Annotated in this window: 14 protein-coding genes; 7 read left to right on the top strand and 7 right to left on the bottom strand. The window is 68.5% G+C overall.

The genetic code is table 11. The annotated features are described in order from the left end of the window. The first annotated feature begins 600 nt into the window (after positions 1–600). On the top strand, positions 601–2,160 hold the full coding sequence (gene lnt, locus IFS44_RS14155; protein ID WP_192098900.1) for an apolipoprotein N-acyltransferase: 1,560 nt from the start codon (positions 601–603) through the stop codon (positions 2,158–2,160). Between the two features lie 72 nt (positions 2,161–2,232). Continuing rightward, positions 2,233–3,450 carry a methionine adenosyltransferase gene (metK, locus tag IFS44_RS14150; RefSeq protein WP_031438941.1) on the top strand — a complete coding sequence of 406 codons (1,218 nt, stop codon included), beginning with the start codon at positions 2,233–2,235 and terminating at the stop codon, positions 3,448–3,450. Positions 3,451–3,540: 90 nt separating this feature from the next. Here the strand turns inward: metK and IFS44_RS14145 are convergent, their stop codons facing one another. The 4 genes from IFS44_RS14145 to IFS44_RS14130 form a co-directional block, all read right to left on the bottom strand. Then, a complete protein-coding gene (locus IFS44_RS14145) occupies positions 3,541–4,653 on the bottom strand; it encodes an AI-2E family transporter (RefSeq protein WP_192098899.1) in 1,113 nt (370 codons plus the stop codon). 88 nt (positions 4,654–4,741) lie between these two features. Then, on the bottom strand, positions 4,742–5,026 hold the full coding sequence (locus IFS44_RS14140) for a hypothetical protein (protein ID WP_192098898.1): 285 nt from the start codon (positions 5,024–5,026) through the stop codon (positions 4,742–4,744). A 33-nt stretch (positions 5,027–5,059) separates the two neighbouring features. After that, positions 5,060–5,728 carry a phosphatase PAP2 family protein gene (locus tag IFS44_RS14135; protein WP_192098897.1) on the bottom strand — a complete coding sequence of 223 codons (669 nt, stop codon included), beginning with the start codon at positions 5,726–5,728 and terminating at the stop codon, positions 5,060–5,062. 2 nt (positions 5,729–5,730) lie between these two features. Further along, positions 5,731–6,576 (bottom strand): formate/nitrite transporter family protein, encoded by an 846-nt coding sequence (locus tag IFS44_RS14130; RefSeq protein ID WP_107931909.1) that lies wholly within the window; start codon positions 6,574–6,576, stop codon positions 5,731–5,733. A gap of 65 nt (positions 6,577–6,641) precedes the next feature. Here IFS44_RS14130 and trmB point away from each other — a divergent pair, with 65 nt between their 5' ends. Beyond that, positions 6,642–7,322: a tRNA (guanosine(46)-N7)-methyltransferase TrmB gene (trmB, locus tag IFS44_RS14125; protein WP_192098896.1), complete on the top strand. Its 681-nt coding sequence runs from the start codon at positions 6,642–6,644 to the stop codon at positions 7,320–7,322. On the opposite strand, the gene IFS44_RS14120 is transcribed toward trmB, so the two are convergent. Continuing rightward, positions 7,319–8,407: a GNAT family N-acetyltransferase gene (locus tag IFS44_RS14120; protein WP_192098895.1), complete on the bottom strand. Its 1,089-nt coding sequence runs from the start codon at positions 8,405–8,407 to the stop codon at positions 7,319–7,321. The two genes, trmB and IFS44_RS14120, sit on opposite strands and share 4 nt — an antisense overlap. Positions 8,408–8,529: 122 nt before the next feature. On the opposite strand from IFS44_RS14120, the gene IFS44_RS14115 reads away from it, so the two are divergent. The 4 genes from IFS44_RS14115 (at position 8,530) to IFS44_RS14100 (ending at position 11,544) form a co-directional block, all read left to right on the top strand. Next, complete coding sequence (locus IFS44_RS14115) at positions 8,530–9,006, top strand: DUF2721 domain-containing protein (protein ID WP_031440529.1); 477 nt, start codon at positions 8,530–8,532, stop codon at positions 9,004–9,006. Next, positions 9,003–9,416 (top strand): DUF4345 domain-containing protein, encoded by a 414-nt coding sequence (locus tag IFS44_RS14110; protein WP_056679477.1) that lies wholly within the window; start codon positions 9,003–9,005, stop codon positions 9,414–9,416. Before IFS44_RS14115 ends, IFS44_RS14110 begins: the two co-directional genes overlap by 4 nt. Before the next feature lie 39 nt (positions 9,417–9,455). Further along, positions 9,456–10,652, top strand: coding sequence for a thiolase family protein (locus IFS44_RS14105; RefSeq protein ID WP_192098894.1), 1,197 nt, complete (start codon positions 9,456–9,458; stop codon positions 10,650–10,652). A gap of 223 nt (positions 10,653–10,875) precedes the next feature. Beyond that, positions 10,876–11,544: a peptidylprolyl isomerase gene (locus IFS44_RS14100; protein WP_192098893.1), complete on the top strand. Its 669-nt coding sequence runs from the start codon at positions 10,876–10,878 to the stop codon at positions 11,542–11,544. A 3-nt stretch (positions 11,545–11,547) separates the two neighbouring features. On the opposite strand, the gene IFS44_RS14095 is transcribed toward IFS44_RS14100, so the two are convergent. Continuing rightward, complete coding sequence (locus IFS44_RS14095) at positions 11,548–12,897, bottom strand: dihydrolipoamide acetyltransferase family protein (protein WP_192098892.1); 1,350 nt, start codon at positions 12,895–12,897, stop codon at positions 11,548–11,550. 103 nt (positions 12,898–13,000) lie between these two features. Further along, positions 13,001–14,008, bottom strand: coding sequence for an alpha-ketoacid dehydrogenase subunit beta (locus tag IFS44_RS14090; protein ID WP_031394420.1), 1,008 nt, complete (start codon positions 14,006–14,008; stop codon positions 13,001–13,003). Positions 14,009–14,037 lie beyond the last annotated feature (29 nt).

Here is a 14,037-nt window from a genome sequence, read left to right as displayed (position 1 = left end):
TACACCACCCCGGCGAAGGCCGGGGCCCAATTGGGGGACGGTGGTAACAAAGGACATCGCGTCCTTACTGCGACCTTCCCAGCTGGACCCCGGCCCCCGCCGGGGTGGTGCAAGGGATGGGGCCTGCACCATGCTATTTGTCGATATAGTACCAGCCGCCCGCAAAGGAGATGACACCACCCCGGCGAAGGCCGGGGCCCAATTGGGGAACGGTGGTAACGCAGGACAGCGCGTCGTCACTGCGACCTTCCCACCTGGGCCCCGGCCTCCGCCGGGGAGGTGCAAGGGATGCGACCTGCACGATGCTATTTGTCGATATAGTACCAGCCGCCCGCAAAGGAGATGGCACCACCCCGGCGAAGGCCGGGGCCCAGTTGGGGGACGGTGGTAACTAAAGGTTGCGCGTCGTCACGGCGACCTTCCCAGCTGGACCCCGGCCTTCGCCGGGGTGGTCATGTGTGGGGATAGATTCAGGAGTTGGTACCGAGTCCAACGAAAGCGCCCACCGCACCAACCCCGGCACCCCCATCCAGCCCCGCCGCCACGTCAGATGCATCCTCAGATATTGCCCGCCCCCCGCCGCCACGCCATAGCGCAGGCGTGACCCGCTCTTCCGCCCGCGCCGCCCTCACCTCCCCCGCGCTCGCCTGCGTCCTGCTCGGCGCGATCGCCGCGACGGGGTTTGCGCCGCTCGATCTCTGGCCGCTCGCGCTCGTCGCAGTCGCCGCGTGGCTCGCGCTCGTCCACGATGCACCGACGCTCCGCCAGGCGCTGTGGCGCGGCTGGCTGTTCGGGCTCGGGCATTTCACCGTCAACAACAACTGGTTCCAGCACGCGTTCGACTTTCAGGACGCGATGCCGCCGGTGCTCGGCTATTTCGCCGCGGTCGGGCTCGCGCTCTATCTCGCGGTCTTCCCGATGGTCGCCGCGGGCCTCGCCTGGCGGTTCGGACGCCGCACGACCGCGACGCCCGACCCCGCCTTCATCCTCGTCTTCGCCGCCGCGTGGATCGCGACCGAGTGGCTGCGCAGCGTGCTGTTCACCGGTTATGCCTGGGATCCGCTGGGGGTGATGTGGCTGCCCGCGATCGGCATCGCGCGGCTGTCGGCGTGGATCGGCACCTATGCGCTGTCGGGCGTGACGATCGTCGCGGCGGGATCGCTGTGGATGCTCAGCCGTCGTCGCGTCGCGATGCCCGCGATCGTCGTCCCGCTGCTCGCGCTCGCCGCGCTGTCGGCGCTGTGGACCGACGCCCCCGCCGCGCCCGCCAACGCCCCGCACGTCCGCGTCGTCCAGCCCGATATCGGCCAGGAGGATCGCAGCGAATCGGACGGCGAACGCGTGCTGTCCGCACTCGAAAAGCTGTCGGGCACCCCCGGCGCCACCCCCCGCCTCGTCGTCTGGCCCGAGGGCGTGGTGCGCGACTATCTGGAGGATGGCTATCCCTTCTACGCCTATGACTGGTCGAGCCCGGCCTCTCTGCGCCGCCGGATCGCGCGGCTGCTCGGCCCCGACGACATATTGCTGACCGGCGGCACGTCGCTCTCGTTCGACCGCGAGGACCGGATTGCGGGCGCGACCAATTCGGTGTTCGCGATCGACGCACAGGCGCGGCTGCGCGGTCGCTATGACAAGGCGCATCTCGTCCCTTACGGCGAATATTTGCCGATGCCGTGGCTGCTGAAACCGCTCGGGCTCGCGCGGCTCGTCCCCGGCGACATCGACTTCACCTCGGGCGACGGGCCGGGCAACCTGACGCTCGCGGGCTTCGGCTCGATCGGCATCCAGATCTGCTACGAGATCATCTTCTCGGGCCAGACGGTCGACCGCGCGCACCGCCCGCGGCTGTTGTTCAACCCCTCGAACGACGCCTGGTTCGGCAGCTGGGGCCCGCCGCAGCATCTGGCGCAGGCGCGGATGCGCGCGATCGAGGAGGGGCTGCCGATCGTCCGCGCGACCCCGACCGGCATCTCCGCGATCATCGCCGCGGACGGCCGCCTGCTCGCCACCGTCGCGCACGAGACCGCGGGCGCGGCCGAGCTGCCGATGCCGCCCGCGCTGCCCGTTACGCTGTTCGCGCGGCTCGGCAATCTGGCGGCGGGGCTGGTCATGGCGGCGATGATCGCCTTGGCCGTTGCCCTGCGCCGCCGCGAACGCTAGAAGGACATATAAAGCTTTCCTTATATGATGCTCCGCGGTGCCCCACCGCCGGGCCTTTTGCGAAGAGGTTTCATGCGCAAGTCCTTTCTCTTCACCTCCGAGTCGGTCTCCGAAGGCCATCCCGACAAGGTCGCCGACCAGATCAGCGACACGATCGTCGACCTGTTTCTCGCCAAGGATCCCGAGGCACGCATCGCCTGCGAGACGCTGACGACCACGCAGCTCGTCGTCCTCGCCGGCGAGATCCGCGGCAAGGGCATCTATGAGAACGACCAGTGGGCCGACGGCGTGCTCGACGAGATCGAGGCGGCCGTCCGCAACACCGTCAAGGAAATCGGCTACGAGCAGTCGGGCTTCCACTGGAACGAGTTCCGCTTCGAGAACAACCTCCACGGCCAGTCCGCAGAGATCGCGATGGGCGTCGACGAGAGCGGCAACAAGGACGAGGGTGCCGGAGACCAGGGCATCATGTTCGGTTACGCGACCGACGAGACGCCGGGCCTGATGCCCGCGACGCTCTACTACAGCCACAAGATCCTCGAGCGGATGGCCGCCGATCGCCATTCGGGCGCAGCCCCGTTCCTCGAGCCCGACGCCAAGAGCCAGGTGACGCTCGCCTATGAGAACGAGAAGCCGGTCCGCGCGACCGCGCTCGTCGTCTCGACCCAGCACGCGCCGGGCTATTCGGAAAAGGGCAAGAATCCCGATCCGGCCAAGTACGCCGAGCTGCGCGACTATGTCATGGGCGTGTTCACCGACGTGCTGCCCGCAGGCTTCATCTCGGACGAGACCGCGATCTACATCAACCCGACCGGCGCGTTCGAGATCGGTGGCCCCGACGGCGACGCAGGCGTCACCGGCCGCAAGATCATCGTCGACACCTACGGCGGCGCAGCCCCGCATGGCGGCGGCGCATTCTCGGGCAAGGATCCGACCAAGGTCGATCGCTCAGCCGCCTATGTCGCACGCTATCTGGCGAAGAACGTCGTCGCCGCCGGGCTCGCCCGCCGCTGCACGATCCAGCTGAGCTACGCGATCGGCATCGCCGAGCCGCTGTCGGTCTATGTCGACACGCACGGCACCGGCACGGTCGAGGAGGCCAAGCTCGAGGCGGTCCTGCCCAAGCTCGTCCGCCTGACGCCCAAGGGCATCCGCGAGCACCTCAAGCTCAACGCGCCGATCTACAAGAAGACTGCGGCGTACGGCCATTTCGGCCGCGAGCCCGAGGGTGACAGCTTCACCTGGGAGCGCACCGATCTGGTCGACAAGCTGAAGGCCGCAACCGCCTGACGCACTTCGCCCGATAGGTGATACAGAAAAGCCTCCCCCGGACCGTCCGGGGGAGGCTTTTTCATGTCCGCTACGCCGGATCGAGAGCAATCAGCCGGGTGCCGACCGGTCGATCCCCGCCGCGTCGCCGACCATCGGCGCGCTCGCGCGCTGCCGATGCCGCTGCTCGGTCAGGATCTGCCACGACGCCAGGAACAGCGCCGCGACCATCGGCCCGACGACGATGCCGCTCAGGCCGATCAGCTCGATCCCGCCCAGCGTCGTGACCAGCACGACGAAATCGGGAATCCCCGTGTCGCGCCCGACCAGGATCGGTCGCAGGATATTGTCCGCCATGCCGATCACGACGACGCCCGAGATGATCACCACCAGCCCCTGCCAGATCGCGGTGGTCGCCAGCAGATAGACCGCGACCGGAACCCACACGATCGCCGGCCCGAGCGCGGGCAGCAGCGAGGTCAGCGCCATCAGCAGGCCCCAGAGCAGGGCCGCGGGCAGCCCGACGATCCAGAAGGTCGCCGCACCCAGCCCGCCCTGGACCAATGCGACGATCACCGTGCCCTTGATCGTCGCGCGCACGACCGACACGAACTTGTCGACCAGCGCGGCGGTGACCGACCGCTCGAGCGGCAGCGCGTCGCAGATCTTTGGCCCGATCGTCTCGCCGTCACGCAGCAGGAAGAACATAACGTACAGCGCGATACCGAAGGCGAGCAGGAAGGCGGCGGCGTTGCGCCCGATCGACAGCGCCTGGCTGGCGATCGTCCGCACGCTGTTGCCCATCGTCTGCGACAGCCGCGCCTGGATCCGCTCGATCGAATCGAACCCGGCCTTGTCGAGCAGCGTCTGCAGACGCGTCGGCAACGCATCATGCACCTGGTTGAAATAGGCGGCGAAATTGATCTCGCCATTCTGGATGCGGGTATAGACCGTGCCCGCCTGGTCGACGATCATCCCGCCGATGATCATGCTCGGCACGACGACCGCGAACAGGATGATCAGCAGCGTCAGTGCAGCGGCGGTGTTGCGACGCGTCGGCATCCGCTCGAGCAGACGCTGGAACAGCGGCTGGAACAGGATCGCGGCAAGCGCGGCCCATAGCAGCGCCAGGGCGTACGACCAGACGACCACGACGAGCGCGATCGTGATCACCACCAGGAATATCAGGAATCCGCCCGTTTCGAGCCGGCGCCGGTTGATCATCATGCATCCCCCCAACATCGTCGGTCGGCCCCAGGCGCCGCCGACGATACCGCCCCCGCCCGAATCGGCGGGGACGGCATCATTGTACTTAGCGCAGCGCGGCGCTGCCGTTGACGAGGGCCGCCTTCTGCTCCTCCGACATCGCGGCGGCGTTCACGTCCGCGTCGTCGACCGCCTCGCCCTGCTTCTCGCCCTGATCGCGAACCGCCTCGGCGCGATCCTCGAGATTGTCGGCAGCCGCCTCGAGCGCGTCGGCGCGGTTCTCCGCGGCGCCCTCGACCTGGCTGCCCAGCTTGTCGTCACCCTTGCCGCCACAGGCTGCGAGCGGAATGGTCAGCGTTGCGAGCATGAGCGCGGTAGCAATGGTCTTCATGTATAAATCCCTCTTGTGAGGCCAACCAAACCGTCACGCTGACGAAACGGTTCCCTCGACCCCGTTCGGTACCGTCGCGGGGTCGTGATCCGCGGATCTTTCCCTGTTTTCAGTAACATGCTCGACGACCGGCGCGACGCGGTCGAACAGCGCGCTGACCGCCGCCTCGGCGATCCAGCCGACCGCCGCGCCGACGACCAGGTCGGACAGATAATGCTTGCCGTTGACCGGTTGCGCCGCCGCCACCGCGACCGTCGCCAGCGCCGACGGCATCGCCGCGCCGTCGATATCGCGCGACGCCGCACGCGCGACCGCGACCGCGCCCGCGGTATGGCCCGACGGGAAGGACGTCTGCTTGTGGTCCTGGCTGTCGCCCGTCTCGAACCGCGCCTTGCCGGTGTCGAGCGCATGGCCCGGCCGCGTCCGGTCAACCGAATGCTTGATCACCGATTTCGCCGCGGTCGCCGCCAGATGCGAGGCGAGCATCCGCGCGCCGCCGCGGATCAGGTCGGGCCGCCGCGCGACCAGCCCGATCACCAGCGTGCCGATCGACGTCGCGATCAGCTGCGGCTGGTCGGCAACCTCGGCGAGGAAGCCGGTCGCCTTCACCACCGGCGCGTCGCGGTGTTCGGCCAGCTTGTAGGTCGCCTTGCGGTCGGCCTCGGCGATCTTGGCCGCCGCACTCTTGCTCTTGCCCGTCATCATCAGTCCTTCTGTCGCATTTCGCCGCGCACCTGCGCATGCGCCAGCAACGCGAACACCCCCGCGCCACCGACGAGATTCCCCATGATCGCCGGCAGCAACAGCCCGGCAAAGGTCCGGACCAGGTCGACATGCCCAGTGAACAGCAGCAGGAACGCCTCGTCCGATCCGACGATCGAGTGGCTGAACCCGCCGATCGCCACCACATAGGTCACCGCGAAGATCACCATGAACGCCTCGCCGCGCGCATTGGGCAGCGACCAGGCGAGGATCGCGATCATAAACCCCGCCGGGATCGCGTTGACGAACGTCGCCCAGGCACCAAGCTCGGTGATCCGCATCGACACCGCGATCATCGCTTCGCGCAGCTCCGCCCCGCCGAGCACACCGCCCGCGATCGCCGCCGCGGTCAGCGCGGTGCCGAGCAGGTTGGCGCCCAGCACGATGCCCCACAGCCGCAACGTCCGCCGCAGCGCCCAGCGCGACGGCTTGGTCACCAGCGGCAGCATCGCGCTGATCGTGCTTTCGGTGAACAACTGCATCCGCCCGAGAATGACGACCAGGAACCCCGCCGGATAGCCGAGCGACACGACCAGCTCGCGCCACGGCGTATCGGGCAGCGCGGCGTGGAGCGCACCCTCGGCGACCAGCGACGCGGTGATCGCCAGTCCCGCCGCGAGCGCGGAGAAGAACAGCGAGACCCCGGGCCGCGCGAGTTCGTCCTCGCCCGCCTCGCGTACCGCGCGGTGGAGATCGCCCGCGTCCGCCGCCTTGAGTTCCTCGACGTCCTGCTCGGGCCCCTCGGGTGCGGACCCGGTGTCCGACGTGGTGGTGCTGTTTTCGGCCATTACGGCCTTGTAACGGACCGCTACGTGCTTTGCTCCCGCGCAATCGACCGCTAAAGCGCGCGGCGATGAACGATCCCGCCACCATTCGCCGCCTCTATGGCCGTCGCCAGGGCCACAAGCTTCGCCAGGGCCAGTCCGCGCTCGTCGAGGAGATGCTTCCGCGTCTGTCGGTTCCCGAGACGGGGATCGTCGACGCCGCGACCCTGTTCGGCGACGACCGTCCGCTGCATGTCGAGATCGGCTTCGGCGCGGGCGAACATCTCGCCGGCCAAGCATCGGCCAATCCGGATGTCGGCTTCATCGGCTGCGAACCGTTCCTCAACGGCGTCGTCGGCGCGCTCGGCCATATCCGCGACGGCGGGCTGACCAATGTCCGGCTCTATATGGGCGACGCGCTCGAGGTGATCGAGCGGCTGCCCGATGCCAGCCTCGACCGGCTCTACCTCCTCCACCCCGATCCCTGGCGCAAGGCGCGCCACGCCAAGCGCCGCATGGTCAATCACGGCCCGCTCGACACGATCGCCGCCAAGCTGAAGCCCGGCGCCGAATTCCGGCTCGGCACCGACGATCCGACCTATTGCCGCTGGTCGATGATGATCATGGACCAGCGCCGCGACTTCACCTGGCAGGCGCGCGTACCGCAGGACTTCCTGACCCGCCCCGACGACTGGCCCGAGACGCGCTATGAGCGGAAAGCCCGGCGCCAGGGCCATGAGGTCTGGTATTTCCGCTATATCCGCGACTAGCGCCCGCCGCTGCGCCGCCACCAGCCGGCCAGCGCGCGACCGGCGAGCGCGGGCAGCCCGGGCCTGAGCAACAGCCAGTCGCGGATCGGTGCGCCCTCCGCCGCGCCGATCACCCGCTTGTAGCCGCTGTCGCCCGCGCCCCAGTCGACCCTGGTCGCGCCGCGCGCCATCGCCGCGACCAGGTTGCGCCAGTAGAGCAGCTTGCCCGGCGAATGCTTGGCGAAACGCGGGTCGTAGCTGTTGGCGATCGCGTAGATCAGCGCCCCCGTGTCGATGTCGAACGAGAAGGCGGCGGGCACGCCGTCGACGCGGAGCAGCGCCGCGCGGAACATCCCTGCCAGCACCGGGTCGACCGCCGCCGCCTGCCAGAAGGCGAGATGGCCGTCGGTCGTGAACTTCATGTCGCGGCGATCGGTCTCCTGCGCGACCCAGCTCGTCTGCTCGACCGCGCCCAGATCGGCGAACCGCGCCGGCCAGTCCGCCCCCGCCAGCGCCTGCCAGTCGAGCGCGCCATGCTCGGCCAGATGCTTTTCGTGAAACCGGTTCTTGCGCAGCGTCGAGTTGCGCGGCCAGCGCTCGCCATCGACGCTCGGCGCGAGGTCGAGCACCCAGGCGTCGCCGAGGTGCCGGTCGATCGCGCACCATCCCGCCGCCCGCGCGCTCGCGATCAGCGCGTCCGCCGCCGGATCGCCGTCCTGGACCGGCCCGATCCGCAGGCCGTTGCACTGCGCGGATAGCCCGCGCAGCGCCGCCGCGCGTGCCGCCTCGCTCGCGCCCATCGCCATGCCGAAACTGCGGAACGGCCAGTAGCAGCCCGGCACCGTCGCCAGCCGCAGCCACGCCGGGCCGAGCGCGACGAACGGCAGCGCGATCGCCGCGACGCCGTCCTCCTCGACCACCAGCGTCTTCGCGCGGCCGCCGTAGGCGCTCAGCGCAGCCGCATACCAGCCATAGCGCAGGAACCGGTGGCTCGGCGCCGCGCGCGCGGCGACCGCGTCGATCGCGATGCTCAGGCCCTCGACCACGCTTGCCTGCACGCTCGGTGGCACCGGCACGCGGTCGGACAGGAGCATCGGTTTCGACATCGCACGCCCCCTAGCAGCAATCCCTTACCAGGTAGTGCAGGATCGCACCCGTCGCCGCGGGGCTTCAGGGCGGGGGCGGGATTGGCTTCCCTCCGGCGCGGTTATTCCGCATGGTGATCAGGATGATACCGCTTCCCGCCGTTTCGACGATCGCGCAGACGATCCAGCTGTCGCTTGCGCCCGTCTTCATGCTCGCGGGCATCGGCCAGCTGCTCAACGTGCTCGCCGGTCGCCTCTCGCGCGTGATCGACCGCGCCCGCCAGCTCGAAAAGCTCCATCCCAGCAGCGCGGGGCCCGAACGCATCCGCCATATCTGGGAGTTGCGGCTGCTCGACCGGCGGATGACGATCATCAACGCCTCGCTCTTCCTCGCGGTGTCGAGCGCGATCATGACCTGTATCGTCATCGCGCTGCTGTTCATCGCCGAACTCGCCAAGCTGCACTTCGGGACCTATGTCGCGGTCTCGTTCATCCTCGCGATGATCCTGCTGATCGCCGCCTTTGCCAGCTTCATGATCGAGGTGCGGATCTCGCTGGTCGCCTTCCGCATCCGCCCCGAACTGCTCGACAACCCCGAACTGCTCGACAAGTTGACATGACGCTCGAACACCGCCTGCTGCAGGGCGTCGTCGCGATCGCCTGCCTCCTGCCGCTGCTCGTCGGCGGTCAGGGGATCGTCCACGGCCCAGCCCCGTTCGGCCACCTCGCCGACGTGCCCCGCGATCTCGACAGCCATTTCCGCTATATTTCGGGCATCTTCTTCGCGACCGGGCTCGGCTTTCTCAGCTGCATTCCGCATATCGAGACAAAGGGCCCGCGCTTCCGGCTGCTCGGCGGGCTGATCGTGGTCGGCGGCCTCGCGCGGCTCGTCTCGCTGATCGATGTCGGCATGCCGTCGCGCGGACATGTGCTGGGGCTCGGCATGGAGATCCTCGTCGTGCCGCTGCTGATGCTCTGGCAGGCGCGCCTCGCCCGTCGGGCCCTTTCCAACGCCGGACCGAATCCCTAGACGAGGCTTGACCATACCCGGTCCTCGAAAGGTCCAAGCATGCGTGAAGCCGCCATCGTCTCGACTGCCCGTACCGCCATCGGCAAAGCCTATCGCGGCGCGTTCAACGCGACCGAGGCACCGGTGCTCGGCGGGCACGTCATGAACGCGGTGGTCGAGCGCGCCGGGATCGATCCCGCGCGCATCGACGAGGTGTTCTGGGGGGTCGGCAACCAATGGGGGACTCAGGGCGGCAATGCCGGGCGCATGGCGCTCTTCGCCGGTGGCCTGCCCGAATCGGTTCCCGCGGTCACGCTCGACCGCAAATGCGGCTCGGGGCTGACCGCGGTCGCACTCGCCGCGCGCACGATCATCTGCGACGAGGCCGATGTCGCGCTGGCGGGCGGGATGGAATCGATCAGCTACACCGTGACGAAGGACGCGCCGCGCTACGTCAACCAGAGTGTCACCGCGCGCGAGCCCGCCGCCTATATCCCGATGATCGAGACCGCCGAGATCGTCGCGCGCAAATACGGCATCAGCCGCGAGGCGCAGGATGCCTATGCCGCGATGAGCCAGCAGCGCGCCGCCGCCGGCCTCGCGAGCGGCGCGTTCGCGGAGGAGATCGTCCCGATCACCGTCGAGAAGGCGCTGTTCGACAAGCAGGGCGCGCGCACCGGCAGCGAGCACGTCACGCTGACCCAGGACGAGGGGATCCGCGCGGGCACCACCGCCGAGGCGCTCGCCGGGCTCAAGACGGTCTGGCCGGGCGGCGATTTCTCCAGCCCGGGGACCAGCGTCACCGCGGGCAATGCCAGCCAGCTCTCCGACGGCGCGTCCGGGCAGCTGCTGATGGACCGCCGGACCGCGGAGGCCGAGGGCAAGGAGATCCTCGGTATCTATCGCGGCTTCCAGTCCGCGGGCTGCGACCCCGCCGAAATGGGCATCGGCCCGGTCTTCGCGATCCCCAAACTGCTCGACCGCGCCGGGCTGACCGTCGCGGACATCGGCCTGTGGGAGCTGAACGAGGCGTTCGCGTCGCAATGCCTCTATTGCCGCGACCATCTCGGCATCGATCCGGAGAAGTACAACGTCAATGGCGGCGCGATCGCGGTCGGCCACCCCTTCGGCATGACCGGCTCGCGCCTCGTCGGCCACGCACTGATCGAGGGCCGCAAGCGCGGCGTCCGCTATGTCGTGGTCTCGATGTGCACCGCGGGCGGCATGGGCGCCGCCGGCCTGTTCGAGATCGTCTGACGCGACGGGGGCGGGAGGGATGACGCACCCTCCCGTCGCTCCGCACCATCCACCCCGCCCCCTCCTGTCATCCTGCCGAAAGTCAGGATCCAGGGTAACCGGCCACAGCGCTCCTGGCTCTGGATCCTGACTTTCGTCAGGATGACGGCGGGTATAGAGGCTCAGCCTGTCCGCGATCGCCGACCCGGCGAAGGCCCCGAATGACAAAGGTCGTGCCCCGTACATGCGTTTCCTCCTCCCGGCCCTAGCCCTGCTGGCCGCCCCGGCCGCCGCCGCCCCCCAGAAACCCACCCCCGCGAAACCCGGCACCGTCCGCGTCCGCCTCACCACGTCCGAAGGCCCGATCACGCTCGCGCTCGACACGCGCCGCGCGCCCAAGACCAGCGCGAACTTCCTCGCCTATGTCGATGACGGCCGCTTCGACGGCACCGATTTCTACCGCGCCGCGCGCGGCAAGAAGGCGCCGAAATTCGGCTTCATCCAGGGCGGCATCCGCACCGATGCGCGGCGCATCCTGCCCGCCTTTCCGCTCGAGACGACGACGCAGACCGGCATCCGCCATCTCGACGCGACGATCTCGATGGCGCGCGGCAGCGAGCCCGGCTCGGCAGGCGGCAATTTCTTCATCACCGTGGGCCCGACCCCCGCGATGGACGCGCGCCCGGGCTATCTCGGCTATGCGGCCTTCGGCCATGTCGTCGGCGGCATGGACACGGTCCGCCGCATCCTCGCCAAGCCGACCGGCGGCGGGCTCGACGCGTTCAAGGGCCAGATGATCCTCAACCGCGTCGCGCTGATCAGCGCGAAGCGGCTCGACGGCACGCCCCGCCCGACCAGCGGCCCGCGACCATGGCTGTTGAAGACCCGCCCCACCCCGCCACGGCCGCGCTGAACCTCAGTCCGCGAACAGCAGGACCGGCGTCTCGAGATACTTTTTCAGCCCCTGGACGAAGCTCGCCGCATCCCAGCCATCGACGACGCGATGGTCGCAGCTGATCGACAGGTTCATCAGCTTCGCACGAACCACCTCGTCGCCCTTAAACACCGGGCGTTCGACGATCTTGTTCGGCCCGATGATCGCGACCTCGGGCCGGTTGATCACCGGCGTCGTCGCGATCCCGCCGAGCGGCCCGAGCGAGGTGACGGTAATCGTGCCGCCACCCATCTCGTTCGGCGCGAGCTTGCCCGCGCGCGCCGCCTCGGCAAGCCGCGTGATCTCGGTCGCGAGCTGCCAGACGTTGCGGTCCTGCGCATCGCGGATCACGGGGACGGTCAGCCCCGCATCGGTCTGCGCCGCCATGCCCAGATGGATCGCCCCGTGCCGCGTCACCACGCCCGCCTCGTCGTCATAGCGCGCGTTGAGCATCGGGAAGTCAGGAATCGTCTTGCAGATCGCGACGATCATCAGCGGCAGCATCGTCAGCTTGGGCCGCCCGCCACGATTGGCGTTCAGATCCGCACGCATCGCTTCCAGCGCGGTGACGTCGATCTCGTCGACATAGGTGAAATGCGGGATCGCGCGCTTCGACGCGGCCATGTTCTCGGCGATCTTGCGCCGCATGCCGATGACCTTGATCGGCTGGTCCGCGCGCGCCCGGCTCGCCCCCGGCGCCTGATAGCCCTGCCCCGCGCCATACCGCAGATACGCGTCGAGATCGGCATGACGGACCCGGTCGGACTCGGTCTTCACCGACGCCAGATCAATCCCCAGATCCCGCGCCCGCGCCCGCACCGCCGGCGACGCCAGCGCATGCGCCTTCGGCTCCGACTCGTTCCCCGGCGCAGGCCGGGGCCCAGTTGGAACGTCCGCAGTAATGGGAGGCCGAGGCTCGTCATCTGCCGCCCCCACCTGGGCCCCGGCCTTCGCCGGGGAACCGAGTGGAAGTGGTAGCGGCGTATCGACCACCTCCTCGACCCCCGGATTCTCCGCCTCATACTGCTCCGCCGTCTCCGCCTGCGCCGCCGTCAACGGCGCCGCCACGACCTCGCCCCCGGCGTCGACCGCATCCGTCTCGATCACCACCAGCGCGGCCCCGATCGACACCTGATCCCCGACCTCGCCCGCCAGCTCGACGACGACGCCCGACACGGGCGACTCCATCTCGACCGTCGCCTTGTCGGTCATCATGTCCGCGACCGGCGAATCCTCCTCGACGCGGTCGCCGATCGCGACGTGCCATGCGACGATCTCGGCCTCCGAGATGCCCTCGCCGATATCCGGCAGTTTGAAGGTAAAGCGAGCCATCAGAAAATTCCGTTCGTTTCGAGCGAAGTCGAGAAACTTGTGTGAGGGATTCCGAAGGCTTCTCGACTGCGCTCGAAGCGAACGGGGGTGGGTGAACGCATCATTATGCGTCCTTCATGATCTTCTTGAGGGCCTCGGTGATACGGACCGGCCCCGGGAAATAGGCCCATTCCAGGCTGTGCGGGTAGGGCGTGTCGAACCCCGTCACGCGTTCGATCGGTGCCTCGAGATGGTAGAAACACCGCTCCTGCACCAGCGCCGACAGTTCGGCGCCGAACCCGCTGGTCCGCGTCGCCTCGTGGACGATCATGCAGCGCCCGGTCTTCTTCACCGACGCCTCGATCGTCTCGATGTCGAGCGGAACGAGCGTGCGCAGGTCGACGATCTCCGCGTCGATCCCCGTCTCGGCGATCACCGCCGCGCAGACATGCACCATCGTGCCGTAGGCGAGGATCGTCAGCGCCTCGCCCGCCCGGACGATCTTCGCCTTGCCGAGCTCGATCTTGTAGTACCCGGTCGGCACTTCACCGGCCGGATGCTTCGACCAGTTCTGCGACGGCCGATCCCAATAGCCGTCGAACGGCCCGTTATAGATGCGCTTGGGCTCGAAGAAGAGCGTCGGGTCATTGTCCTCGATCGCCGCGATCAGCAGGCCCTTCGCATCATAGGGCGTCGACGGAATGACCGTCTTGATCCCCGACATGTGCGTGAAGAGCCCCTCGGGCGACTGGCTGTGCGTCTGCCCGCCGAAGATGCCGCCGCCGAACGGCGATCGCACCGTGATCGGCGAGGTGAACTCGCCCGCCGAGCGATAGCGCAGCCGGGCGGCTTCCGACACCAGCTGGTCGAGCGCGGGATAGATGTAGTCCGCGAACTGGATCTCGGGGACGGGACGCAGGCCGTAGGCGCCCATCCCCACCGCGACGCCGATGATCCCGCATTCGGTGATCGGCGTGTCGAACACGCGCGTCTTGCCGTGCTTGGCCTGCAACCCCGCGGTCGCGCGGAACACGCCGCCGAAATAGCCGACATCCTCGCCCATCACGATCACGTCGGGATCACGCGTCATCATGATGTCCATCGCGGAATTGATCGCCTGGATCATGTTCATCCGGCTGGTCTCGCCGCCGTCCGCTGCGT

It is taken from the genome of Sphingomonas sp. CFBP 13706 (genome assembly GCF_014842355.1).
GTDB lineage: Bacteria > Pseudomonadota > Alphaproteobacteria > Sphingomonadales > Sphingomonadaceae > Sphingomonas > Sphingomonas aerolata.
This window is presented reverse-complemented; position numbering and strand designations above follow the sequence as displayed.